At 68.6% G+C, this 21340-nt stretch carries 22 protein-coding genes and 1 pseudogene; 7 read left to right on the forward strand and 16 right to left on the reverse strand.

The genetic code is table 11. From position 1 onward, the window contains the following. Positions 1 to 4: 4 nt before the first annotated feature. Positions 5 to 1381 (forward strand): phosphatase PAP2 family protein, encoded by a 1377-nt coding sequence (locus BJ987_RS07680; protein ID WP_209886128.1) that lies wholly within the window; start codon positions 5 to 7, stop codon positions 1379 to 1381. A 5-nt stretch (positions 1382 to 1386) separates the two neighbouring features. Here the strand turns inward: BJ987_RS07680 and BJ987_RS07685 are convergent, their stop codons facing one another. Continuing rightward, entirely contained in the window at positions 1387 to 2043 is a 657-nt protein-coding gene (locus BJ987_RS07685) for a dihydrofolate reductase family protein (RefSeq protein WP_209886131.1), read from the reverse strand. A 99-nt stretch (positions 2044 to 2142) separates the two neighbouring features. Between BJ987_RS07685 and BJ987_RS07690 the strand changes: the two genes are divergently transcribed. Then, positions 2143 to 2640, forward strand: a complete 498-nt coding sequence (locus tag BJ987_RS07690; RefSeq protein WP_209886133.1) for a winged helix-turn-helix transcriptional regulator — start codon at positions 2143 to 2145, stop codon at positions 2638 to 2640. An 11-nt stretch (positions 2641 to 2651) separates the two neighbouring features. On the opposite strand, the gene BJ987_RS07695 is transcribed toward BJ987_RS07690, so the two are convergent. After that, the gene (locus BJ987_RS07695; RefSeq protein WP_209886135.1) at positions 2652 to 3221 is read right to left on the reverse strand and encodes a Uma2 family endonuclease; all 570 of its coding nucleotides are present in this window, start codon (positions 3219 to 3221) and stop codon (positions 2652 to 2654) included. Positions 3222 to 3288: 67 nt separating this feature from the next. On the opposite strand from BJ987_RS07695, the pseudogene BJ987_RS07700 reads away from it, so the two are divergent. Then, positions 3289 to 3408: pseudogene (locus BJ987_RS07700) on the forward strand (TetR/AcrR family transcriptional regulator); the annotation flags it as partial. 7 nt (positions 3409 to 3415) lie between these two features. Here the strand turns inward: BJ987_RS07700 and mnhG are convergent. From mnhG to BJ987_RS07765, 13 genes are all read right to left on the reverse strand, one after another. Continuing rightward, on the reverse strand, positions 3416 to 3757 hold the full coding sequence (gene mnhG, locus BJ987_RS07705) for a monovalent cation/H(+) antiporter subunit G (RefSeq protein ID WP_209886137.1): 342 nt from the start codon (positions 3755 to 3757) through the stop codon (positions 3416 to 3418). Then, complete coding sequence (locus tag BJ987_RS07710) at positions 3754 to 4014, reverse strand: monovalent cation/H+ antiporter complex subunit F (RefSeq protein ID WP_209886139.1); 261 nt, start codon at positions 4012 to 4014, stop codon at positions 3754 to 3756. The genes mnhG and BJ987_RS07710 overlap by 4 nt, the downstream gene beginning before the upstream one ends. After that, entirely contained in the window at positions 4011 to 4544 is a 534-nt protein-coding gene (locus BJ987_RS07715) for a Na+/H+ antiporter subunit E (RefSeq protein WP_307869530.1), read from the reverse strand. The genes BJ987_RS07710 and BJ987_RS07715 overlap by 4 nt, the downstream gene beginning before the upstream one ends. After that, positions 4541 to 6145 (reverse strand): Na+/H+ antiporter subunit D, encoded by a 1605-nt coding sequence (locus BJ987_RS07720; protein ID WP_209886142.1) that lies wholly within the window; start codon positions 6143 to 6145, stop codon positions 4541 to 4543. Before BJ987_RS07720 ends, BJ987_RS07715 begins: the two co-directional genes overlap by 4 nt. Further along, positions 6142 to 6525, reverse strand: a complete 384-nt coding sequence (locus BJ987_RS07725; RefSeq protein WP_209886145.1) for a Na(+)/H(+) antiporter subunit C — start codon at positions 6523 to 6525, stop codon at positions 6142 to 6144. The genes BJ987_RS07720 and BJ987_RS07725 overlap by 4 nt, the downstream gene beginning before the upstream one ends. Then, positions 6522 to 9434, reverse strand: coding sequence for a Na+/H+ antiporter subunit A (locus BJ987_RS07730; RefSeq protein WP_209886148.1), 2913 nt, complete (start codon positions 9432 to 9434; stop codon positions 6522 to 6524). The genes BJ987_RS07725 and BJ987_RS07730 overlap by 4 nt, the downstream gene beginning before the upstream one ends. Before the next feature lie 53 nt (positions 9435 to 9487). Next, positions 9488 to 10816, reverse strand: a complete 1329-nt coding sequence (locus BJ987_RS07735; protein ID WP_209886151.1) for a hypothetical protein — start codon at positions 10814 to 10816, stop codon at positions 9488 to 9490. Between the two features lie 52 nt (positions 10817 to 10868). Further along, positions 10869 to 13103: an AAA family ATPase gene (locus tag BJ987_RS07740; RefSeq protein WP_209886154.1), complete on the reverse strand. Its 2235-nt coding sequence runs from the start codon at positions 13101 to 13103 to the stop codon at positions 10869 to 10871. A gap of 35 nt (positions 13104 to 13138) precedes the next feature. Beyond that, the gene (locus BJ987_RS07745) at positions 13139 to 13561 is read right to left on the reverse strand and encodes a hypothetical protein (RefSeq protein WP_209886157.1); all 423 of its coding nucleotides are present in this window, start codon (positions 13559 to 13561) and stop codon (positions 13139 to 13141) included. An 86-nt stretch (positions 13562 to 13647) separates the two neighbouring features. Beyond that, the gene (locus BJ987_RS07750; RefSeq protein ID WP_209886160.1) at positions 13648 to 14001 is read right to left on the reverse strand and encodes a UBP-type zinc finger domain-containing protein; all 354 of its coding nucleotides are present in this window, start codon (positions 13999 to 14001) and stop codon (positions 13648 to 13650) included. Further along, positions 13994 to 15484 carry an ATP-binding protein gene (locus tag BJ987_RS07755; RefSeq protein WP_209886164.1) on the reverse strand — a complete coding sequence of 497 codons (1491 nt, stop codon included), beginning with the start codon at positions 15482 to 15484 and terminating at the stop codon, positions 13994 to 13996. Before BJ987_RS07755 ends, BJ987_RS07750 begins: the two co-directional genes overlap by 8 nt. Before the next feature lie 10 nt (positions 15485 to 15494). Continuing rightward, a complete protein-coding gene (locus BJ987_RS07760) occupies positions 15495 to 17162 on the reverse strand; it encodes an FAD-dependent oxidoreductase (protein ID WP_209886167.1) in 1668 nt (555 codons plus the stop codon). A 57-nt stretch (positions 17163 to 17219) separates the two neighbouring features. After that, positions 17220 to 17387 carry a hypothetical protein gene (locus tag BJ987_RS07765; RefSeq protein WP_209886170.1) on the reverse strand — a complete coding sequence of 56 codons (168 nt, stop codon included), beginning with the start codon at positions 17385 to 17387 and terminating at the stop codon, positions 17220 to 17222. Positions 17388 to 17575: 188 nt separating this feature from the next. Here BJ987_RS07765 and BJ987_RS07770 point away from each other — a divergent pair, with 188 nt between their 5' ends. After that, entirely contained in the window at positions 17576 to 18031 is a 456-nt protein-coding gene (locus BJ987_RS07770; protein ID WP_209886173.1) for an SRPBCC family protein, read from the forward strand. 36 nt (positions 18032 to 18067) lie between these two features. On the opposite strand, the gene BJ987_RS07775 is transcribed toward BJ987_RS07770, so the two are convergent. Beyond that, positions 18068 to 19096, reverse strand: coding sequence for a beta-ketoacyl-ACP synthase III (locus BJ987_RS07775; RefSeq protein ID WP_209886176.1), 1029 nt, complete (start codon positions 19094 to 19096; stop codon positions 18068 to 18070). Between the two features lie 180 nt (positions 19097 to 19276). Here BJ987_RS07775 and BJ987_RS07780 point away from each other — a divergent pair, with 180 nt between their 5' ends. The 3 genes from BJ987_RS07780 to BJ987_RS07790 all read left to right on the forward strand — a co-directional run bounded on the left by BJ987_RS07780 (position 19277) and on the right by BJ987_RS07790 (position 21311). Further along, positions 19277 to 19549 (forward strand): GlsB/YeaQ/YmgE family stress response membrane protein, encoded by a 273-nt coding sequence (locus BJ987_RS07780; protein ID WP_209886179.1) that lies wholly within the window; start codon positions 19277 to 19279, stop codon positions 19547 to 19549. 116 nt (positions 19550 to 19665) lie between these two features. Continuing rightward, a complete protein-coding gene (locus BJ987_RS07785; protein ID WP_209886182.1) occupies positions 19666 to 20385 on the forward strand; it encodes a phosphatidylserine decarboxylase in 720 nt (239 codons plus the stop codon). Then, entirely contained in the window at positions 20385 to 21311 is a 927-nt protein-coding gene (locus tag BJ987_RS07790; protein ID WP_209886185.1) for a CDP-alcohol phosphatidyltransferase family protein, read from the forward strand. Before BJ987_RS07785 ends, BJ987_RS07790 begins: the two co-directional genes overlap by 1 nt. Positions 21312 to 21340 lie beyond the last annotated feature (29 nt).

Consider the following 21340-nt stretch of genomic DNA (forward strand, 5'->3'; position numbering starts at 1 on the left):
TACTATGGTCGACGTGCTAGTCGAAGATCCAGGTTCCGGCGCGGGAAGTGTGGCGCAACGGTTTTCCGCGCCCCCGGCCCGGATCTGGGTCACCGCAGCGGTTTCGGCCGTCCCCGTGTTGCTGGTCACATTGCAGGTGGTGGCCGCGTGGCAGGGCTTCCCGGGTCCGCTGGAAAGCGTGTGGCAGGACTACGCCGGTACGCCCAAGTCGATGACGGTGCCGTGGGCCGGTCTGGTGCTGGCGCTGGTCGGTCTGCCGATGCGCCGCCGGATCATCGCGGTCGGCGCGGCCGTCGGCATCGACGCGGTGTGCGCGGGGGTGCGGTTGCTCGCCGGTTCGCCGTTCAGCGTGGGCAACGGCCCGGTGATCGTGCTCACCGGCATCGCGGTGCTGGCCTGGTGGCGCTGGACCGGCACGGAACGCCGCAACGCACTGCATGCCGCCGCGCTCGGCGCGCTGCTCATTCTCGCCACCAAGGTCGGCGATGTCTGGCTGCACATCACCACCATGGCCCGGCCCGCGGTGCTGGACGAGTACGTCATCCTCGCCGACCACGCGCTGGGTGATCCGTCCTGGGTGCTGGGCCGGGTGCTGGACGCGCTCGGGCCCGGCGTCTCGGCCGTATTGCACTGGGTCTACATCGAATTGCCGGTCGCCGCCATCGTGGTCGCGGTCTGGCAGTTGCGCCGGGTCACCGCGGCGGGTGAGCACGGCTGGCCGTCGCACTATCTGGTGCGCACGTTCCTGGTGCTCGGCCTGATCGGGCCGCTGTTCTATGTCATCTTCCCGGTGGTCGGCCCGATGTTCGCATTCGGTGCCGATGGGCACGGCCTGCAACTCGGCAACTACTGGCCCGGGGTGTTGCCGCCGCTGGACCGGAATCCGGCGGAGCTCGCCTTCGACAACTACACACCCCGCAACTGCATGCCGTCCATGCACACCGCCTGGGCGCTGTCGGTCTTCCTGCATACCCGGCGTGATCTCACCGGCGCCCGGGCGCCTGCCTGGCTGCGCTGGATGGGCGCGTTCTGGCTGTTCGGCACTCTCGCCGCCACCCTGGGTTTCGGTTACCACTATGGCGTAGACCTGGTCGCGGGCGCGGTGCTGTGCCTGACCGTCGAGTCCGCGCTGCGCGAACCCGAGCGCGGGTGGGGCTGGTTCCGCGTCCGCCTGGTGGGCGGTGGCACGATCGTCTTCGCGGCGCTGCTGCTGTCGTTCCGTTTTCTGGCGGTGCCGATGGCGGAATATCCGGTGCTCTCGGGCACGGTGGTGCTGGCCGCGCTGGCCGGTGTGGCCGCGGCTTTCCACGCCACCTGGTTCGCGCACCGGGACACCGTCGTCGCCCCGGTGCGTGCGGGGGAGGCAGTGGATACGGCGTAGCCCGGTCAGGCCCGGGTGAGGGTCAGGTGGGTGACGCCGCTGGGGGTGGACACCGCCTCGATGTCGTAGCGAGCATCGATGTCTTCCAAGCCATCCCACAGGCGCACGCCGCGGCCGAGCACGATCGGAACTTGCACCACGTGCAGGGTGTCGATCAGGCCCGCCTGAAGGAAGTCGCGCACGACCGTCGGGCCACCGCCGACGCGGATATCCAGATCGCCCGCCGCTTCGCGGGCCCGGTCGAGCGCCTCCTGCGGGGTGGCGTCGAGGAAATGGAAAACCGTGCCGCCCGCCATTTCGATCGACGGCCGCGGGTGGTGCGTCAGCACGAAAACCGGCGTATGGAACGGCGGGTTCGGACCCCACCAGCCCCGCCATTCCTGCTCGGTGCCGACCTCGGTCCACGGCCCGGTCTGATAGCTGAACTTGCCGCGCCCCATGATCTCCGCGCCGAACCCGTTCTCGATCTGTTCGGCGAACGCGTTGTCGGCGCCGGTGCTGCCGCCGGGCTGACCGAGCGCGGTGCGGCCGAAGCGGGTGGCGAACATCCACTCGTGCAGCCGCTCCCCGGCGTGGCCGAACGGCGCGTCCCGGGTGATGCCCGCGCCGGTAGCGAAACCGTCGAGCGAGATGGAGAAGTTGTGCACGCGAACTCTGGACATGATCGCCACTCCTAAGTGGTTGTTATTTGCAATCGCTTCTGTCGCATGACGGTAGGCGAAGTGATGGTAGATTGCAACCACTAGTTCGAGGAGGGGTACATGCATAGCTCGCCGCGTTCGGGATGCCCGATCAACGCCGCCGTCGAGGTACTCGGCGACCCATGGGCGATGCTGGTGTTGCGCGACATCATGTTCGGCAATCGCCGCTATTTCCGGGAGTTGCTCACCGGCTCCGAGGAAGGCATCGCGAGCAATATCCTCAGCAGCCGGCTCAAACAACTCACCGCCGCCGGCCTGCTCACCCGCGCGGCGACGCAGCGCGGCCAGCGCGCCGAATACTCCCTCACCGAGGCGGGCATCCAGGTCCTGCCGATCATGGTCGCCCTCGGCAACTGGGGCCTGGCGCACCGCCCGGGCACCCCGCACCTGCGCGTCCGCGCCGAACTACTCCGCGACGCCGGCCCCGAACTCACCGAAGCCATGATGGACGAACTCCGCGAACTCCACCTCGGCATTCCCCGCCCGAACCCGCAAGCCCCCCGAGCATCCACCCAGCTCGAAGCCGCCTACGAAGCGGCCACCCACACCACCGCCTGAACCCGACCCGACTACCGCACCCAATCCGCGAGCGGTGCGCTATCCAACTCGACCCGCACCGGGTCCGGCAACTCCACGGTCGCCCCGAACGGCACCGTGAGCTTCTTCTCGTAGCGAGTGGGTGTCGGCTGGCTGTAAACCGTGAGTTCGCCGTATTGGCGATCGATCAGCAGGTAGAGGGGAATTCCGCTTGCCGCGTAGGCGAGCGGCTTCTCTTCGCGATCGCGGCGCTCGGTGTCCTGGTCATCGGAGGTCACCTCGACCACCATGAGCACCGGGGCCGGATCGGCCCATTCGCCCTGACCGACAAAGGCCTCGGCGGCTGCCAGTACACCGTCCGGACGAGCGCGGCCCTTTCGGTACTGCCCGACCTTCAGCCCTTGTTCGGGCGTAAGAAACAGCTCCGGACGGAACAGCAGGAATGTACGGATCAACCATTGAATGATCCGGCCATGATCTCCGTCCGGAGCTGCTTTCGCCCCAAGTTGTCCATCGATGAACTCCAGTCGCACACCTTCGGCCACGCGAGCGAGTTCCTCGAACTTCTCGGTCGTCATGAGGGACTCACGCACGGCGGTCATATCCTCACGCTGTCAATGGCGTTGGGCGGTCGTAGAGCGAATCGATAGGTACCTCCAGGATAGGCCGTGGGTCTCGGCCGGCGAGGGCGCGGTGCGCACGCTGCTCGCCGACGACGGCGCCTGGACCGCGCGGACGCTCGGCGCCTTCGTGGGCGCGGCCGTCTATCGGGCGCTGCGCCAGGCGTGAAAGTGCTTCAGGTGTCGTCTAATTCGTCGCCGAGTTCGTTGATGCGCAGCAGTCCGTCGCGGTGCCGCTGTTCCCGGTAGGCGGTGCGGCCGAGCAGGTGCGCGATGACCGGCGCGGTCAGCATGGTGAACAGACCGGTGAGCGCGAGCATCCAGGCCTGACCGTCGTGGCGGAGCGCGATGGCGGTGCCCGTCAGGATCAGGATCAGGCCGATCACCTGTGGTTTGGTGGCGGCGTGCATCCGGGTCAGGGTGTCGGGGAAGCGGATGATGGCGATCGCGGCGGTGAACGCCAGCAGCGCGCCGGTGAGGATCAGCAGGCCGGACACCAGGTCGAGGACGAGCTTCATCGGTCGTCCCGGACACGGAAGCGTGCCACGGCCGCCGAGCCGAGGAAACCGACGATGGCGATCGCGACGATGGCGGGCACGTCGGTGGTGTCCTTGTCGTAGGCCGCCCAGACCGCCAATCCGGACGCGGCGATGGCGGTGAGCGAGTCGATGCCGACGACCCGGTCCAGCGTGCTCGGGCCGGCCAGGATCCGGAAACTGGTGAGCCCGGCGGCCGCGACGAGCAGCACGCCCGCGATCACGAAGACGACGATCATCGCGTCACCGTCCGTTCGAACGCCGAGACCAGCAGCCGGTCCAGCCGCCGGGTGGTCTCGTAGAACCGCCGCACCGCCGCGTCGCTGCTTACATCGAGGACGTGCACGTACACCGCGCAGCGTCGCCGATCGATTTCCAGCACCATGGTGCCGGGGATCAGATTGAGCAGGTCGGTGCACAGCACCATCACCAGATCCGAGCGGGTACTCAGGTAGACCCGCAGGACGCCCGACACCGGCGGCGGCGCGGGGCGAACGGCGAACCAGGCGATCTGAAAACTGGACTCCAGCGCGTAATACACGATCACCACGATCAATTCGGCCAGCGCCCGCAGGTTCAGCTGCCCGGCGACCGGCATCCGGGGCAGCGGCAGCGCGAAGATGATGAGCGCGCCCACGGCCAGCCCGGCGAGAATGTTGGCGACGCTGAGGTCACCCCAGAGTGCCGTGTAGACCAGCGCCAGCCAGACCAACAGCGCGATCCGCAGGATCACGGATCTGCTCACCCCGAGCAGCCGTTCGGCGTTCACCGGAAAGCTCCCGGATCACCCAGTACGGCAACGACATACACCGTCGAGTCGTGCAGTTCTGCGGCCGCGCGATCGGCGATGCCGAGGATCGGCCCGGCGAAGACGGTCAGCGCGAGCCCGACCGTTCCGAGCACCACGGTCGCGCCCACCATCAGTACCGGGGTGCGGCCGGGGTCGGGCCGTTCGTCGTAGAGCACATCGTCTGTCTCCTCTATCAGCGCGGGTGGTTTCGCGGCCGCGAGATGGCCCTCGGGTGCGTCGGATCGGCTGCGCCAGAACGCTTTCGCCCAGACGATCGCGACCACGTAGAGCGTCAGCAGACTGGTGAGCACCGCCGCGCCGACCAGTACCCAGGCCAGCGCGCTGCCGTCCATCGCGCCCGCCTGCAACAGCGCGACCTTGCCGATGAAGCCCGAGAAAGGCGGTATACCAGCGAGATTGAGCGCCGGCACCAGGAACAAGAGCGCCAGCAGTGGACTGGCCGCCAGCCCGCCGAGCCGGCGCATGGACGTCGATCCCGCCTGGCGTTCGATGATGCCGACCACCAGGAACAGCGTGGTCTGCACCAGGATGTGGTGTGCCACATAGAACACCGCGCCGGCGAGCCCCGCGACGGTGGCCAGCCCGATGCCGAACACCATGAACCCGATATGGCTGACCAGGGTGAACGACAGCAACCGGCGGATATCGCTCTGGGCGACCGCGCCGAAGATGCCGATCAACATGGTGAGCAGGCCGCAGACCAGCAGCACGGTGTCGAACCGGCCGTCCGGCGCGAGCAGCGAATGCGTCCGGATGATCGCGTACACACCGACTTTCGTCAGCAAGCCGGCGAAGACCGCGGTCACCGGCGCGGGGGCGGTCGGGTAGGAGTCGGGCAGCCAGTTCGACAGCGGGAAGACCGCCGCTTTGATGCCGAACGCCACCAGCAGCACCGCGTACACGGCGGTGCGAATGCCGTCCGGCGCCTCGCCCAGCCGGAGGGACAGTTGCGCCAGGTTCAACGTTCCGGTGGTGGCGTACGCCAGCCCGATCCCGGTCAGGAAGATCAGCGACGACAGCATGGACACCATCACGTAGGCGACGCCCGCCCGGATACGTTCCGCGGTCGCACCGATGGTGAGCAGCACGAACGACGCGGCGAGCAGGATCTCGAAACCGACGAACAGATTGAACAGGTCACCGGCCAGGAACGCCGCCGAAACCCCGGCCGTGAGCACGAGATAGGTGGGGCGGAAGATCGACGTCGGCTGCTTCTCGTCGCCGTCGCGGATGTTCTGGCCCGAGCCGTAGACCGAGACGCACAGCAGCACGATGTAGGAGACGAGCAGCATCGTGGCGGAGAGCCGGTCGGCCACCAGCGAGATCCCGATCGGCGTCCGCCAGCCGCCGACCTGCACGACCGCGGTGCCGTGCCGATCGGCCAGATACAGCATGAACGCGCTGATCACGACGCCCGCGGCCAGCACCAGCAGGGTGATGTAGCGCTGGATCAGGCGCCGCTGCCCGATGATCAGCGTCGCGGCCGCGCCGAGCAGCGGAATCAGCACGGCCAGCGGGATCAGCACGGGCAGCACGCCGGGCGAGAGGTGGTCGGTCATTCTTCCGGCTCCTCGGCCTGGCGGCGACGAGCCACCTGGACGTCGTCCGGATCGTTCGCGACCTCTTCGGAGGTGGTGAGAATGTAGGACCGGTAGGCCAGCGCGAGCACGAAAGCGGCCAGGCCCATGGTGATCACGATCGCGGTGAGCACCATGGCCTGCGCGAGCGGGTCGGCCATCTCGGCATGCACGTCGTCCGTGGCGCCGCGGATCGGCGGCGCCCCGTCCGGACCGCCGACGGTGATGATCAGCAGGTTCACCGCGTTGCCGAACAGGATCAGCCCGAGCAGCATTTTCGACACGGCGCGTTCCAGGATCAGGTAGACCCCGCAGGCGACGAGCACCGCGATCAGCACCAGCATGGTCAGGTCCGAGGTCATGTTTCCTCGAGTTCTTTGTCCAGCCGCGCACCCAGGCTGCGTAGTACGTCCAGCACCAGGCCGACCACGATCAGATAGACCCCGAGGTCGAAAAAGATCGCGGTGACGAGTTTTACGTGCCCGACGACCGGCAGGGTGATGTCCAGGATCGCCGAGGACAACGGTGGCGCGCCCAGGAACAGCGAGGTGACGGCGGTGCCCGCCGCCGCGATCAGGCCCGCGCCGAGAATGTGTCCCGGATCGATGGGCAGCGCCTCGCCGAGTTCGTAACGCCCACCGGCCAGATAGCGCAGCGTGAGTGCGAGCCCGGCGGTCAGCCCGCCCGCGAAACCGCCGCCGGGCGCGTTGTGGCCCGCGAAGAAGAAGTACACCGACAGCACCATGATGGTCGGGAAGACCAGGCGGGTGGTGATCTGTAGCACCATGGACCGATCCCGTCGATCCACCAAACGCCCTGCGGGCAGCCAACTCACGGCGTCCGGATCGTAGTTCGGCGAGTCCGCCGCGCGGGGGGCGCTGCCGAGGGGGCGGGTGCGGAACACCAGCGACGCGACCCCGGTGGCGGCGACGATCAGCACCGAGATCTCCCCAAGGGTGTCCCAGGCCCGGATATCCACCAGCAGCACGTTGACCGCGTTCTTCCCGCCGCCGAGTTGATAGGCGGCGTCCGGGATGAGCCGCCAGATCGGTTCGGTGCCGCGTGCGGCGGTCGCGAAGGCCGCCAGGACCGCCACCGTCACGCCGGCGAACACCGCGAACACTGCCCGATGCGGCCGGTACGCGGCGGTACGGCTGTCCTCGATCTCTGCCGGGAACGCGCGCAGCACCAGTACGAAGATCACCAGAGTCAGTGTCTCGACCAGGAATTGGGTGAGCGCGAGATCCGGAGCGCCGTGCAGGGCGAACAGCACGCCGCACCCGTATCCGGTGACCCCGACGACCAGCACACTGGCCAGTCGATTACGTAGCACGGTGGCGGCCACCGCCATCGCGGCCATGATCGCGGCGACGGCCGGTTGCACGGCCGTATCCCACAGCCGCAGCTCCACTTGCCGCCGCGCGCCCAGCACCAGCATCGCGACGGGAAGAACGATGAGCGTGCCGAGGATGGTGGCCTGGCTCAACGGCAGCGAACCGCGCTGCACCGCGGCGGTCATCCGCCGCGACAGCCGGTCCATCGCGCGCAGCGTCGCGTCGTAGGCGCGGTCGGCGTTGCCCAAGCGGTGCCGCCTGGACGCGCTGAACTCGTGCCGGAACGCGAACATCGTCGCGCCCGCCAGGAGAACCACCGCGGTGAGCAGCAATTCGACGCTCCAGCCGTGCCACAGTGCGAGATCGGCGTAGGCCGTGCCGCCCGGCAGCGTTTCCGCGTACGGCTCGATCAGGCGGCCCACCCACGGCGCGGCCAGCCCGCCGAGTAATCCCGCCGCCGCTAGGACCGCGGGCGGTATCAGGAACAGTGCGCCCGGGGCATGCCAGTGCGCGTCGGGCCGATCGCCGGTAGCCGGATCGGGTCGTGGCGGTGGGGTCCGGTGCTCACCGGGCAGCCGGGAGACATCGACCGGGTGCCATCGCACCGGCTCGTCGTCGGTGCCTTGCTCCCTTGGCGGCCAAGGCTTTTCACTGAACGCACCCCAGACGAATCGCGCACTGTAAGCCACCGTCAGGGCGGAGGCGACCACCACCCCCACCAGCAATCCGTTGCGCGCCAACCACGGCAGTTGCCCCGCGTCCAGGATCGCGCTGAGCGCACTCTCCTTCCCGGCGAACCCGAGCAGCGGCGGCAGCCCCGCCATGCTGGCCGCCGCGAGCACGGCGATGCCGCACAGCCACGGCGCCTTCCGCCCTACACCGGAGAGCCTGCGCAAATCCCTTGTGCCGGAACCATGGTCGACGATGCCGACCACCATGAACAAGCAGCCTTTGAAGAAGGCGTGCGCCAGGATCATCGCCACCCCGGCCAGCGCGCCCGCCGGAGTGCCGAGCCCGACCAGCAGGATCAGGAACCCCAGCTGGCTGACGGTCCCGAAGGCCAGCACCAGTTTGAGATCGGTCACCTGCATCGCCCGCAAACCCGCCAGCAGCATGGAGAACACGCCGAGCGTGAGCACCAGCGGATGCCACACCGGACTCGTCGCGAATACCGGGGCCAACCGCGCCACCAGATACACGCCCGCCTTCACCATGGCGGCCGCGTGCAGATACGCGCTGACCGGGGTCGGTGCCGCCATCGCACCCGGCAACCAGAAATGCAGCGGCACAATGGCCGACTTGCTCAGCGCGCCGACCAGCAGCAGGCCCACCGCCACCTGTGCCGCGACACCGGTGGGCGGATGCCCGGCCGCCAGCAGGTCCGAGAGCAGATAGCTGCCGGTGCGCTGGCCCAGAATGACGATCCCGACCAGCATGGCCAGCCCGCCCGCACCGGTCACCAGCAGCGCCTGAATGGCCGCGCGCCGGCTCACCGCCTGTTCGCCGTTGTGGCCGACGAGCAGGAACGACAGCACCGTGGTGGTTTCCCAGAAGATGTACAGCAGCAGCATGTTGTCGCTGGTGATCAAGCCGAACATGGCGCCGGCGAAGCCCACCAGCTGGGCCGCGAACACCCCCAGCCGGGGTTCGTCGTCCTGGAAATATCGTGCGCAGTAGGCCAGGATCAGCGCGCCGATACCGAGCACGAGCGAGGCCATGATCGCCGACAGCGTGTCGAACCGCAGATCGATGTTCATCTCGATGGCCGGCGCCCAGCGGATCCGGACCCGCTGTGTGTCACCCCAGTTCGCGATCACCCAGAGCAGCGACCCGAGCGGCGCCAGCGCGAGCAGCGCGAAAGCGTTGCGCCCCCATACCCGGACACACACCGGCGCCACCAGTGCGGCGAAGGCGTGTACGAGCAGAATTGCGAGCAAGCCGGGCGCTCCATGAGGTCGAAGAATGTTGGGGGACAGGTGTTCGTGCGGAGCTAGCTGTCGGTGGCGACCGATTCCCCCGATGTCGCCTCGGCCGGTCTGTGCCGGTGCCGGGGCCGCGAGCGGTACAGCAGCAGCAGTCCGAGCGCGCAGCAGGTCGTGAGGAACACCGCCACTCGTCCGGGCGTCGCCGGTTCGGGCACCCCCGGCCGGTCCGGCCACATGGTGTCGGATGTCGGCAGGGCGGTGATCAGTGACGGCAGGAACAGCGCCGCGATCGCGAGCACGCCGCTCGGCGGATAATGCGGCCGCGCCGCGCCGCAGCTGTATCCGGCGGTCAAAGCCAAGAAGACGCTGCCTATTCCGTAGCGCACGGGGCTGTCGTGCGCACCGCTGACGATGTCGAACAGCGCCAAGCCGAGCATCGCCACGATGGCCGCCGCCGCCGACGGCAGCCGGGCGCCCAGCAGGATTCCGGCCCCCGTCACCGCGAGCAATACCGCCACCAGCCAGCCCGGTCGCGGCGTATCGCCCAGCGCGTCCGCGACGGCGACCAGTGGAACCGCCAGCAGCACGCCGACGCCGTCGCGCCCCGGAAGCAGCATCGCCGCGGCGACGGCGGCCAGCGCGACCGCGATGATCGCCAGCCCGATTTCGGGGCCGTGCCCGCCGTCGTCCGGGGCGTCGCGGTACTGGCGGGAGAGCCATTCGGTCGCCGTGAGCGTCACCAGCGCGAGCACGGTGGCCGCGAGGATCGGTGTGATCGGCAGTTCCACCGCGATACCGGGCGGCGGCGTCCGGGCGGTCCGGTCCCGGTGGCGTAGCGCGCTGGCCAGCAAGAACGCGATGGCGATGGCGATGAGCGTGCGCGGCGGCGTCTCCAGCACGGCGTAGGGATCGCGGTCGCGGATCTGCAGGAGTTCGGCGAGATCACCGATCACGAAGGTCGCGGCGCCGCCGAGCGCGTAACCGAAACCGGGGCCCTGGCGGCCGGATTGCCAGCACCGCAGGGCCGCCGCGCCCAGTGCGCCCAGCAGCATGCCGCCGCACACGGAGTCCACATAGTTCTGCGTGGTGAGCAGCTCGGGGGCCGAAACCTGCTGACCGACAAAGTGATTCACGAGCAGTGCGATGGCCGCGCCGAACGCCCACCACCAGGCCGCGGCGGGGCCGGCGAAGGTCCGCATGAGCACCGCGATCGCCACGGCCACGATCACACCGATCGCGGCGCCCCGCGGCACGCTGTTGATCAGGCTGGAGAATCGGTACGGCGTGCTGTCCTCGGTCCACGCGAAGGTGATCGGCAGGAACAGTGTGACGCCCGCGACCGCGGCCCCCCAGCAGGCCGTGACCATATCGAAGAGTTCGCCGCGCCGTCGCACGCAGCGAACTTACCCCCGTTCACCTCCCGAACTGGGGATTGCTAACTGTTAGCTAATGGTGTCGGTCTGCGTATCGCCGCAAATCCTCCACCAGAACCGGATCCAGCGATGGACGAACCACCGACCGGGCCGCGGCGACATCGGCGGCGGTCACATCGGCGGCATCGACATCCCGGCGCATGGCCGACAGCGCCGCTTCGCGCAGCAGCGCGGCGCAGTCGGCGGCGGAGTATCCGTCCAGATCCTTGGCGAGCGCGGTCAGGTCGACATCACCGGCCAGCGGCACCGATCGCCCCGCGGTCCGCAGAATCTCCAGGCGTGCGGCCCCGTCCGGCGGCGGCACGAAGATCGAGCGCTCCAACCGGCCGGGACGCAGCAGCGCCGGATCGATGAGCTCGGGCCGGTTCGTCGCGGCCAAGACGACCACGTCGCGCAGCGGCTCGACCCCGTCCAGCTCGGTGAGCAGGGCCGCGACCACCCGGTCGCCGACCCCGGAGTCGGCGCTCTGCCCGCGACGCGGCGCGAGCGCGTCCACCTCGTCCAGGAAAATCAGCGACGGTGCGGAATCCCTTGCGCGCTGGAATAATTCGCGCACGGCCCGCTCCGAGGAGCCGACCCACTTGTCCATCAGCTCGGCGCCCTTCACCGCGTGCACGCTGAGCTGACCGCTGCCCGCCAGTGCCCGCACCAGGAAGGTCTTGCCGCAACCCGGCGGACCGTAGAGCAGCACGCCGCGCGGCGGGTCGACACCGAGCCGCGCGAAGGAATCGGGATGCCGCAGCGGCCAGAGCACCGATTCGGTCAGCGCCTGTTTGGTCTCGACCATATCGCCGACATCGGCGAGATCGAGGCTGCCGATGGCGAGTTCCTCCATACCCGAACGGGACAGCGGGCGAATGACTTTCAGCGCGCCGACCAGGTCGTCCTGCTCCAACCGCGGCGGTATCTGCTCCTTGGTACTGCGCGAGGCCGCGCGCAACGCCGCTTCCCGGCACAGCGCGGCGAGGTCGGCGACCACGAAACCCGGTGTGCGCGCGGCGATCTCGTCCAGCCGCAGATCGCCCGTCGGCACCCGCCGCAACAACTGCTCCAGCAGCGCCCGGCGCACCGCCGCGTTGGGCAGCGTGAGCGCGAGTTCGCGATCGCACAGATCCGGCGCGCGCAGCCGGGCATCGACCCGGCTCGGATGCGCGGTGGTCGCGAGAAACGCGATACACGGTGAGGCCACCGCGGCCCGCAACTGATCGAGGATGAGCGTGGCCACCGGCTCGGGCTGCGCGGGCAGCAGCGCGTCGATGTCGGTGATCAGCAGGATGCCCCCTTGCCCGGAACCGACCTCGGCGACCGCCGCCGCGACATGCCGCAACCGGTTGCCGCCCTCTTCGGCGCCGACGGTCGGGCCGTCCAATTCCACTACCCGCCGCGGCGCGGCGACCGCACGGGCCAGCGTCGTTTTGCCGACGCCCGCCGGTCCGGTCACCAGCACGCCGAGATGTGGTGTGGCGCCGAGGGTTTTGAGCAGTTCGGGCTCGTCGAGGGCCAGGCTGAGCCATTCGCCGAGTTTGGCGGCCTGGGTGTGCACACCCACCAGATCCTCGACCGCGACCGTCGAGAACGACCCGCTGGTGGCGGTGCGGCCCAGTTGGCCGCCGTCGGTGGTGGCGACCGAATCCAGCGGGGTCGCACCCGGCGCCGGCACACCGACCTCGGCGATATCGAGCCGCGAGACCGCGCCCGCACCCCACACCACCGCCGTGTTGGGCTGCACGCTGACCGGGCCGGGGGCCGGGTCGGTCGAGGTGACGGTGAGCAGTTCGGTGGTCCACGCGATGCCGAAGGTCCGCGAAAGTGCTTGGCTGGCTACCGAAGACGGGATATCGGGCCCGAGATCCCGCGGCAGCAGCGAGACCGTGTCGCCGATCGTGACGACCTTGCCGAGCAGGGCCTGACGCAGCGTCGTCGCCGGAATGGCCTGGGTGGCGTGCGCCGAACCGCTCACCGAAATCTGCTTGGCCCCGACCACGGCCGCGGGCGACACCACGACGGTGGTGTTCTCGCGCAGGCCGGCATTGGACAGCGTGACATCGTCGAGCAACGCCACCCCGGCGGGTGTGCCGACGGGCGCGATCCCGACCACGGCGGCGGTGCGCCGGGAACCGAACAGGGCGATGCCGTCCCACTCCCGCAAGCCGAGTGCGGCCAGCGCCTCCGGATGCAACCGCACCACCCCGCGCCGGGCGTCGGCGGCGGACGGATTCAGGCGAGCGGTGAGCGGGAGTTCAGCCACCGTGCCATTCTGCCCGCGTCGCCGCGTTCGCGCCTTTACTTCTGGGTGACGATGCCCGCGGCGACGGCTACCGGCTTGCTCGCGTTGCTCGACGCCAGGCACACCAGCTTCGCGGTGCCCAGGGCGACGTTCGGGCTGCCCGCGAAGCTGCTGTCCGGATTCTCCTGCAGGATCTGCTCCACCAGCGTCTTCTGGGCGGTGCTGTCCAGCGCCTTGAAATCGGCGCAACTGGTGCGTGAGGCGGTGCCCAGCTTGGCGGTGTCGATGGGCGCGGCACTCGCGGTCGCGGCCGGCGCGTCGGCGTTGCCGCTCTGCGGCGTGCTGGTGGCGGCCGACGAGGTCACCGAACCGCCTTTGCGCAGACCGCTCGCGTCACCGGAATCGTCGGACCCGCCGCAGGCGGTCAGTGTCAATGCCACCGCGCCGGCGGCCAGGACCATGACGGAAATTCGCTTCATGTCGTGCTTTCCCCGGGTGCCTCCGGGCGCCGGAACCTCCGGCGCGCTCGGTGCAGCGTACCGGGTGTGTGCCAGGACCTGTGCGCTCAGTGCACGTGCGACTGCCAATCGGCGGGCACCCGCCCGCGCGGCCCGGGTGCGCCCTGATCGGCCGGATGGCTGTGCGGCGGGGCCAATTCCGGGCCGTCGCCGTACATTTCCTCGGTCTGATAGTTCCAGTACCAGTCCTCGCCGGGCTCGTAACTCTGGATGAACGGGTGGCCGTTCGCCTTCGCGTGCGCGGACGCGTGCTGGGCGGGGGAGGAGTCGCAGCAGCCGATGTGGCCGCACTGCGCGCAGCGGCGCAGATGCACCCACCAGCCCTGGGACGCCTCGCATTCCACACAGCCGGGCCCGCTCGGCGCGACCTTCGGATCGATCCCTTCGATTGCCTCAGACATCAGTGACCTCCGGTGCTTGATTGTGACGATCCTCGGTGGATGGGTGCAGCGGCAGCCGGACGATGAAACGGGTGTTGCCCGGCTCGGATTCGACGCGGATATCGCCGTTGTGCTTGTTGACCACGATCCGGAACGAGATGTCCAGACCGAGGCCGGTGCCTTCACCGACGGGCTTGGTGGTGAAGAACGGTTCGAAGACGCGGCGCAGCACCTCGTCCGGCACGCCGGGTCCGGTGTCGCCGATTTCGACTGCGGCGCAGTCGCTTTCCTGGTACGTGCGGACGGTGAGGGTGCCTTCGCCGCCCATCGCGTAGACCGCGTTGTCGATCAGGTTGGTCCACACCTGATTCAATTCGGCCGCGTAGCAAGGGATTTGGGGCAGCAAACGGTCGTAGTCCTTGACCACCTTGATGGTGTCGCCGATCTTGCGGCCCATCATCACCAGCGTGCTGTCCAGCAGTTCGTGCAGGTCCACCACCTGGAACGGCGCCCGATCCATCTGCGAATACTGTTTGGCCGCACCGACGAGCGTGGAGATGCGCGCCGTCGAGTCGGCGATCTCGTTCATCAACAGCTCGGTCTCGATGGTGTAGTTGAGCCAGCGGATCGCGCCCTCGAACACCTTGTTCGGGCATTCCTGCAGCGCGCCGTGCACCGTCTCCAGCCAGTCGACGTCGATACCCGCCTGGACGAAGTTCGGCGCCAGATCCCAGCCGCCGGAGATGTCGTGGTTCTCGAACCATTCCCCCAGCGCCTCTTCCCGGTCGCTCGCCTCCATCGTGGTCAGTTCCGGCGCCTTGGCCACCTTCTCCGCGGCCTCCTCCTGCAAGCGCACCAGGGTCACGAAGGCTTCCGGGGTGAACTTGCCCTCGGCCATCATCGCCAGTTTGTGCCGCATGCCCGCGACCCGGTCGCGCAGCCCGGAGGTGGCGCGCACCGCGGCGGCCGCCGGGTTGTTCAACTCGTGCGTCAGCCCGGCGGACAGCGAACCCAGCGCGAGCAGCCGTTCCCGTTCGGCGACCCGCTGATTGGTGTTGCGGTTGCCGTAGAACGCGCCCTCCAGCAGATGCACCGCCATCGGGAACCAGTCCCGCATCATGCGCGCGAAGGTCCCCGCGTCCAGCACGAAGAACCGGGACTTGCGGGTGACATACATCGACCCGGTGTAGTTCTGCTCGACGTTGTCGCCGAGGTAGGCGGTCCAAGCGCCCGCGTAGGCGCCGCGGAAATCGGTGCGGTTGATCTCGATCTCGGTGCCGCCGGACAGTTTGGTGATCCGCACCTCGCCGTCCATCAGCACGTAGAAGCAGGTCGCCGGAGCGCCCTCGTGGAAAACCGGGCCGGGTTCGATGTATTCGATCTTGCCGTCGGCGCACAGCCATTCCAGCTGTTCGTCGGTGAGTTTCTCGAACAGGAACAGGGTGCGCAGCTCGGCGGGGTCGCAGACCTCGTGCGAGGTGCGGGTGGCGATCTCTTCGGTCATTTCACTGCTCCTAGGCGAGGTACCGATGCACGAACATGACGGCCATGGCGCCCTCGCCGACCGCGGACGCCACCCGCTTGGCCGATTCGGCGTGTACGTCCCCGGCCACGAACACGCCCGGCACATTGGTCTCCAAATGGTGTGGCGGCCTGGGCAGTTCCCACCCGCCCGGACGGGAACCGTCCACGGTCAGATCCGGGCCGGCCAGCACGTAGCCCGCGTCGTCCCGCTTGACGACGCCGTCGAGCCAGTCGGTCTGCGGCGCGGCGCCGATGAACAGGAACAGCCGCTCCGCCTCGGCCTTCTCCTCGACGCCGGTCACGCTGTTGCGCAACACGATCCACTGCAGGTGATCCTCGCCGTCCGCGCCGACCACCTCGGTCTCGGTGTGCACGTGGATATTCGGGATCTGCGCGATCTGCTGGATCAGATAGTGCGACATGGACTTCTCCAGCGAGTCGCCCCGCACCACCAGATGGACCGCGCGGGCGTTGCGGGACAGGAACACCGCGGCCTGCCCCGCCGAGTTCGCCCCGCCGACGATGTACACGTCGTGGTCGGCGCATTCGGTCGCCTCGGTCATCGCCGAGCCGTAATACACGCCGCGCCCGGTGAATTCGTCCACCCCGGCCGCGGGGTGGCGCCGGTAGTCGACGCCGGTCGCGATGATGACGGTGTGCGCGCACAGCCGCCCGCCGTCGGCGAACTTCACCGTGCGCGCCGACCCGTTCACCTCCAGTCCCACCACCTCGCGGGTGGTGATGACCTCGGCGCCGAACTTCGCGGCCTGGCGTCGCGCCCGATCGGCCAGCTGGGCCCCGGACAATCCGTCCGGGAAGCCCAGGTAGTTCTCGATCCGGGAACTCTGCCCCGCCTGCCCGCCGGTCGCGGTGCGTTCCACCAGCACGGTGCGCAGACCCTCGGACGCGCCGTAGACCGCCGCGCCCAGCCCCGCGGGACCGCCGCCGACCACGATCAGGTCGTAGAAGTCGCCCGCCGGATTGACTGTCAGCCCGACATGTTCGGCCAGTTCGCTGTCGGACGGCTCCACCAGCGCCTGCCCGTCGGAGGTGATCACCACCGGACATCGGTCCGGTCCCACGCCCGCGGCCTCCAGCAGCCGGGTGCCCTCCGCTTCCTCGGCGAGGTACCAGCGGTAGGGAAGCTGGTTGCGGGCCAGGAATTCCCGGACCTGCGAGCAGCGCGGGGACCAGCGGTTGCCGACCACCTTGGTCTCGGTCACCGGCCGGTTCTCCATGCTGCGCCAGGCTTCCAGCAGTCCGTCCAGCACCGGATACAGCTTCTCCTCCGGCGGGTCCCACGGTTTGAGCAGGTAATGATCCAGGTCGACGACGTTGATCGCGTTGATCGCGGCCGAGGTGTCGGCGTAGGCGGTGAGCAGCACGCGCCGGGCGTACGGGTGCAGATCCATGGCCTGTTCGAGGAATTCGATGCCGTCCATGCCGGGCATCCGGTAGTCGGCGATCAGGACGGCGACGGGCTGGCCACGCAACTTCATCTCGCGCAGCGCGTCCAGCGCGTCCGCGCCGGACTCCGCGCGCAGGATCCGGTAATCGGCGCCGTAGCGGCGGCGCAGGTCGCGCACGACCGCACGGGAAACACCCGGATCATCATCGACGCTGAGGATGGCCGGTTTCGAAGCAGCTGGAGCAGTCACCCGGCCAGTATCCCGTGTGCGGAGATCGGCTGTCGTGCCTGTGCCCCAGAGGTTCGCCTAGAGCTGATGGTGGTTGACCAGATCGAGTTCGGTCGGCGTGAGCAGGCGCTCGAGCTTCTCCTCGGTCGGCCGGACCTGCACCGGTTGTCCATCCTCGGGTTCGATCGACGGCAGCAGCGGTAGCTCGTTGCTACGGCGACGGGGTAGGAGCGAGCGCAGTTTCACAGCCGATCACCTCACACTGGACGGGACAGTTGGGGGCAGTGCGTCTGTTGTTGCTACGTCTATCAGCCATTCTGCGCCCGGTATTACATCGGGCGGTGATCGTGGGGCCAAAATGTGACCCGGTTGTATTCCAATCGGCTCCCACTACTATGTGTGACATCTCGTCACTTACATCACCGGAGGCACCGTTGCCGAAGAATCTCGAAGCGTCCATCGACATCGCCGCGTCCCCGGAGCAGGTCTGGCGAGTGGTCGCCGACGTCAAGCGCATCCCGGAGTTCAGCCCGCAGTGTGTGCGCATGATCCCGCTCGGCAAGGTCAAGTCCGGCACCTTCACCATCAACCTGAACCGGGACGGGAAGCTGTTCTGGCCCACGACCTCCCGCATCGTGCGGTTCGAGCCCAACTCGGCGTTCGCCTTCAAAGTCCTGGAGAACCGGTCGATCTGGAGCTTCACCCTGGAACCGACCGCCACCGGCACCCGGCTGACCCAGCGGCGGGACTCCCCGAACGGCACCACGGCATTCTCCAAGAAGGCCATCGAACTCGGCATGGGCGGTTACGAGCGCTTCGACGGGGTCCTGGCGCAGGGTATGAACGAAACCCTGCAGGGCATCAAGACCGCCGTCGAAGCGGGTAGATAGCAGCGCCCCCGGCCCCGGGAGCGTGGCGGGTGGGGCTTACTTCCAGTTCGGCAGCGTGACTACCTGCGCCGCGTAGGACAGGCCCGCGCCGAACGCGATCAGCAGCGCGGTGGCGCCGGGCTTGGTCTCACCCTTGCGCAGCATCGCCTCCATCGCCAGCGGAATCGAGGCGGCCGAGGTATTCCCGGTCTCCTCGATGTCGTTGGCCAGCGCGCAGTTCTCCGGCAGCTTCAGCACCCGCGCCATGATCTCGATGATCCGGCCGTTGGCCTGGTGCGGGATCATCGCCTCCATGTCGTCGGTGGACAAACCGGCGCGATCGATGGCGTCGCGGCAGACCTTCTCCAGGGAGTGCGCGGCCCAGCGGAAGACCGCGGTGCCCTCCATCGCGAGGTAGGGGCGGACCGCGTCCAGACCCTTCTCCTCGATCTCGGTGAAGAACTCGATCCAGTCCTTGTCCTGCCGGATCGCGTGGTGCTGGGTGCCGTCCGAACCCCACACGGTGGGGCCGATGCCGGGCTCCTCGGCCGGGCCGACCACCACCGCGCCCGCGCCGTCGGCGAACAGGAACGCGGTGGAGCGGTCGGCCGGGTTGATCGTGTCGGTCAGCTTCTCCACGCCGATCACCAGCACGTTCTTGGCGGTGCCGCAGCGCACCAGATCCGAGGCGAGCGCGAGCGCGTGACAGAAGCCCGCGCACCCGGCGGAGATGTCGAAGGCGGCGGCGCCGTTCATGCCGAGCTCGGTCGCGATGCGCGGCGCGGCCGCGGGCGTGAGCAGCAGATGGGTGGAGGTCGCGACGATGACGCAGTCGACCTGATCGACCTCGATCTCGGCGGCCTCGATGGCGTCGCGGGCGGCGGCGACACTCATCGACTGAATGGTCTCGGTGTCGTCGGCGAAGCGCCTGGTCTTGATGCCCGATCGGGTCCGGATCCACTCGTCGCTGGAGTTGATCGGGCCCGCCACTTCCTCGTTGGTCACGACCCGAGCGGGGCGATAAACGCCGAGCCCGAGAATCGCGGTGTGCTCTGCTCCAGTGGTCTGGGCGATTCGAGCAGACATATGCGTCTCCTATACCTGGCGCTGCCTCATCCATTTGCCTCTAGACAGACATGAGGCCCCCTCATATTAGCCCGGATCCGGCGCGGCGGAAGCGAGTATTCTGACTTTCGCCGGGTATACCCCGTTGAGCACGCCTTTTGGTACGAGCGTGCGTTCCCAACTAGTGGATGCGAGGTTTCCATGCTGGGTCTCGGGATTATCGGATGGATCATCATCGGCGGACTTGCCGGATGGATCGCCAGCAAGTTCATGGGGACGGACGCCCAACAGGGCATCGTCCTCAATATCGTCGTTGGTGTCGTCGGCGGTCTGCTCGGCGGCTTCCTGCTGAAGCTGTTCGGTGTGGACGTCGAAGGCGGCGGTCTCATCTTCAGCTTCCTGACCTGCCTCGCCGGCGCGGCAATTCTGCTGTTCCTGGTGAAGCTGGTGACCGGACGCCGCTCAGTGCACTGACGAGGTCGCCATCGGCACGTGCCACAGGCTCCCTTTCCCGTAAGGTGTGATCGCTTGCGCTGGCCCTATCGTTGAGGGTGCGCAAACCTTCTGCACCGAGCACGAAAGAGGAGCCTGTGGCACGCCGCCCCACCCCGCCCGGCACGCCCGATACCACCGCCGTCGGCCATGTGGTCGACCTGGTTCGGTCTTCGATTCCACCGCTGCATCCCGCCGGGCTGCCGTTCGTCGCCGTCCCGCTCGCGGTCGCGGTGCTCGGCGGCAAACGCAAGTGGGTCCGCCGCACCGGCCTGATCGGCGCGGCCGCCATCGCCGGGTTCTTCCGGCATCCGCACCGGGTGCCGCCGAACCGCCCCGGCGTTGTCGTCGCGCCCGCGGACGGTGAGATCGCACTCGTCGACAACGCCACGCCGCCGGCCGAATTGGGCCTCGGCGATCAGCCCGTACCCCGGGTGAGCATCTTCCTGTCCGTGCTCGACGTGCACGTGCAGCGTGTTCCGGTCTCCGGCACGGTGCGCGAGGTATTGCATCAGCCCGGCCAGTTCAAGTCGGCCGATCTGGCCGACGCGAGTTCGGTCAACGAGCGCAACAGCATGGTGCTGGAAACCCCGGCCGGGCAGCGGCTGGTCGTGGTGCAGATCGCCGGACTGCTGGCTCGCCGCATCGTCTGCGACGCCCAGAAGGGTGACGCGCTCACCATCGGCGACACCTACGGCCTGATCCGCTTCGGATCCCGGGTCGACACCTACTTCCCGGCCGGCACCGAATTACTGGTGCAGCCCGGGCAGCGCACGATCGGGGGCGAAACCGTCCTGGCCGTGCTGGCCGGTTCGTGATGGAGGCCGCCCTGTCCCCTTCGCCGCGCTCCGTCCCGACGCCCAGGCAGCGGCGGCGATCGATTCGGCTGCTGCCGAGCGTCGTCACGATTCTGGCGCTGTGTGCCGGGCTGTCGGCGGTGAAGTTCGCCCTGGACGGGCGGCTCGACATCGCGCTGGCCATGATCGGCGCGGCCGCCGTGCTGGACACCCTGGACGGGCGGCTGGCCCGCATGCTGGACGCCACCACCAAGATCGGCGCGGAGCTGGATTCGCTGTCCGACGCCATCTCCTTCGGTGTGGCGCCGGCGCTGGTGCTCTATGTCACGCTGCTGGACGAGAGCAGTGCCGGCTGGATCGTCGCGTTGCTGTACGCGGTGAGCTTGGTGCTGCGCCTGGCCCGGTTCAACACCCTGCTCGACGACGACACCCGGCCGGAATGGTCGCGGGAGTACTTCGTGGGTGTGCCCGCGCCCGCCGCCGCGCTGATCGCGCTGGTGCCGATCGCGCTGTTCGTGCAGTTCGATGGTCCCTGGTGGCTCGGGTTCTGGCCGGTCGCGGCTTGGACGGTGTTCGCGGCGGCCCTCGCGGTCAGCACAATTCCCACCCTCGCCATGAAGTCGGTGTCGGTGGCCCCGCAGGCGGCCGCCGGATTGCTGGTGCTGGTCGCCGTCGCGGCGGCGCTGCTGGTGACGTATCCCATTGTGCTGCTGCTGATTCTGGTCGGTCTGTACCTGTGCCACATTCCGTTCGCCTGGCATTCGCAGCGCTGGGTGGCGGCGCGACCGGAGACCTGGCAGCACAAGCCCGCCGAACGCCGGGCCCAGCGCCGGGCGCAGCGGCGGCGCCCGGCCTTGCGCCGCCCCGCGATTCGAGGTTCCAGCGCGCGGCTGCGGTTGCGTCGGCCGGGCGCGAAGCGGCCGCCGTCGGACAACATCAATCGCTGAGCAGATTCTCCGGAGGTTTCCGCAAGGGC

The sequence above is a fragment of the Nocardia goodfellowii genome, from assembly GCF_017875645.1.
In the GTDB taxonomy this organism is placed as follows: Bacteria; Actinomycetota; Actinomycetes; order Mycobacteriales; family Mycobacteriaceae; genus Nocardia; species Nocardia goodfellowii.

What these genes read in the sequence shown, in the direction of transcription:
- BJ987_RS07680 (WP_209886128.1), top strand. Translation starts at nt 5, where the DNA reads ATGGTCGACGTGCTAGTCGAAGATCCAGGTTCCGGCGCGGGAAGTGTG.
- BJ987_RS07685 (WP_209886131.1), bottom strand. Translation starts at nt 2,043, where the DNA reads ATGTCCAGAGTTCGCGTGCACAACTTCTCCATCTCGCTCGACGGTTTC.
- BJ987_RS07690 (WP_209886133.1), top strand. Translation starts at nt 2,143, where the DNA reads ATGCATAGCTCGCCGCGTTCGGGATGCCCGATCAACGCCGCCGTCGAG.
- BJ987_RS07695 (WP_209886135.1), bottom strand. Translation starts at nt 3,221, where the DNA reads ATGACCGCCGTGCGTGAGTCCCTCATGACGACCGAGAAGTTCGAGGAA.
- mnhG (WP_209886137.1), bottom strand. Translation starts at nt 3,757, where the DNA reads ATGAAGCTCGTCCTCGACCTGGTGTCCGGCCTGCTGATCCTCACCGGC.
- BJ987_RS07710 (WP_209886139.1), bottom strand. Translation starts at nt 4,014, where the DNA reads ATGATCGTCGTCTTCGTGATCGCGGGCGTGCTGCTCGTCGCGGCCGCC.
- BJ987_RS07720 (WP_209886142.1), bottom strand. Translation starts at nt 6,145, where the DNA reads ATGACCGACCACCTCTCGCCCGGCGTGCTGCCCGTGCTGATCCCGCTG.
- BJ987_RS07725 (WP_209886145.1), bottom strand. Translation starts at nt 6,525, where the DNA reads ATGACCTCGGACCTGACCATGCTGGTGCTGATCGCGGTGCTCGTCGCC.
- BJ987_RS07745 (WP_209886157.1), bottom strand. Translation starts at nt 13,561, where the DNA reads ATGAAGCGAATTTCCGTCATGGTCCTGGCCGCCGGCGCGGTGGCATTG.
- BJ987_RS07750 (WP_209886160.1), bottom strand. Translation starts at nt 14,001, where the DNA reads ATGTCTGAGGCAATCGAAGGGATCGATCCGAAGGTCGCGCCGAGCGGG.
- BJ987_RS07755 (WP_209886164.1), bottom strand. Translation starts at nt 15,484, where the DNA reads ATGACCGAAGAGATCGCCACCCGCACCTCGCACGAGGTCTGCGACCCC.
- BJ987_RS07775 (WP_209886176.1), bottom strand. Translation starts at nt 19,096, where the DNA reads ATGTCTGCTCGAATCGCCCAGACCACTGGAGCAGAGCACACCGCGATT.
- BJ987_RS07780 (WP_209886179.1), top strand. Translation starts at nt 19,277, where the DNA reads ATGCTGGGTCTCGGGATTATCGGATGGATCATCATCGGCGGACTTGCC.
- BJ987_RS07790 (WP_209886185.1), top strand. Translation starts at nt 20,385, where the DNA reads ATGGAGGCCGCCCTGTCCCCTTCGCCGCGCTCCGTCCCGACGCCCAGG.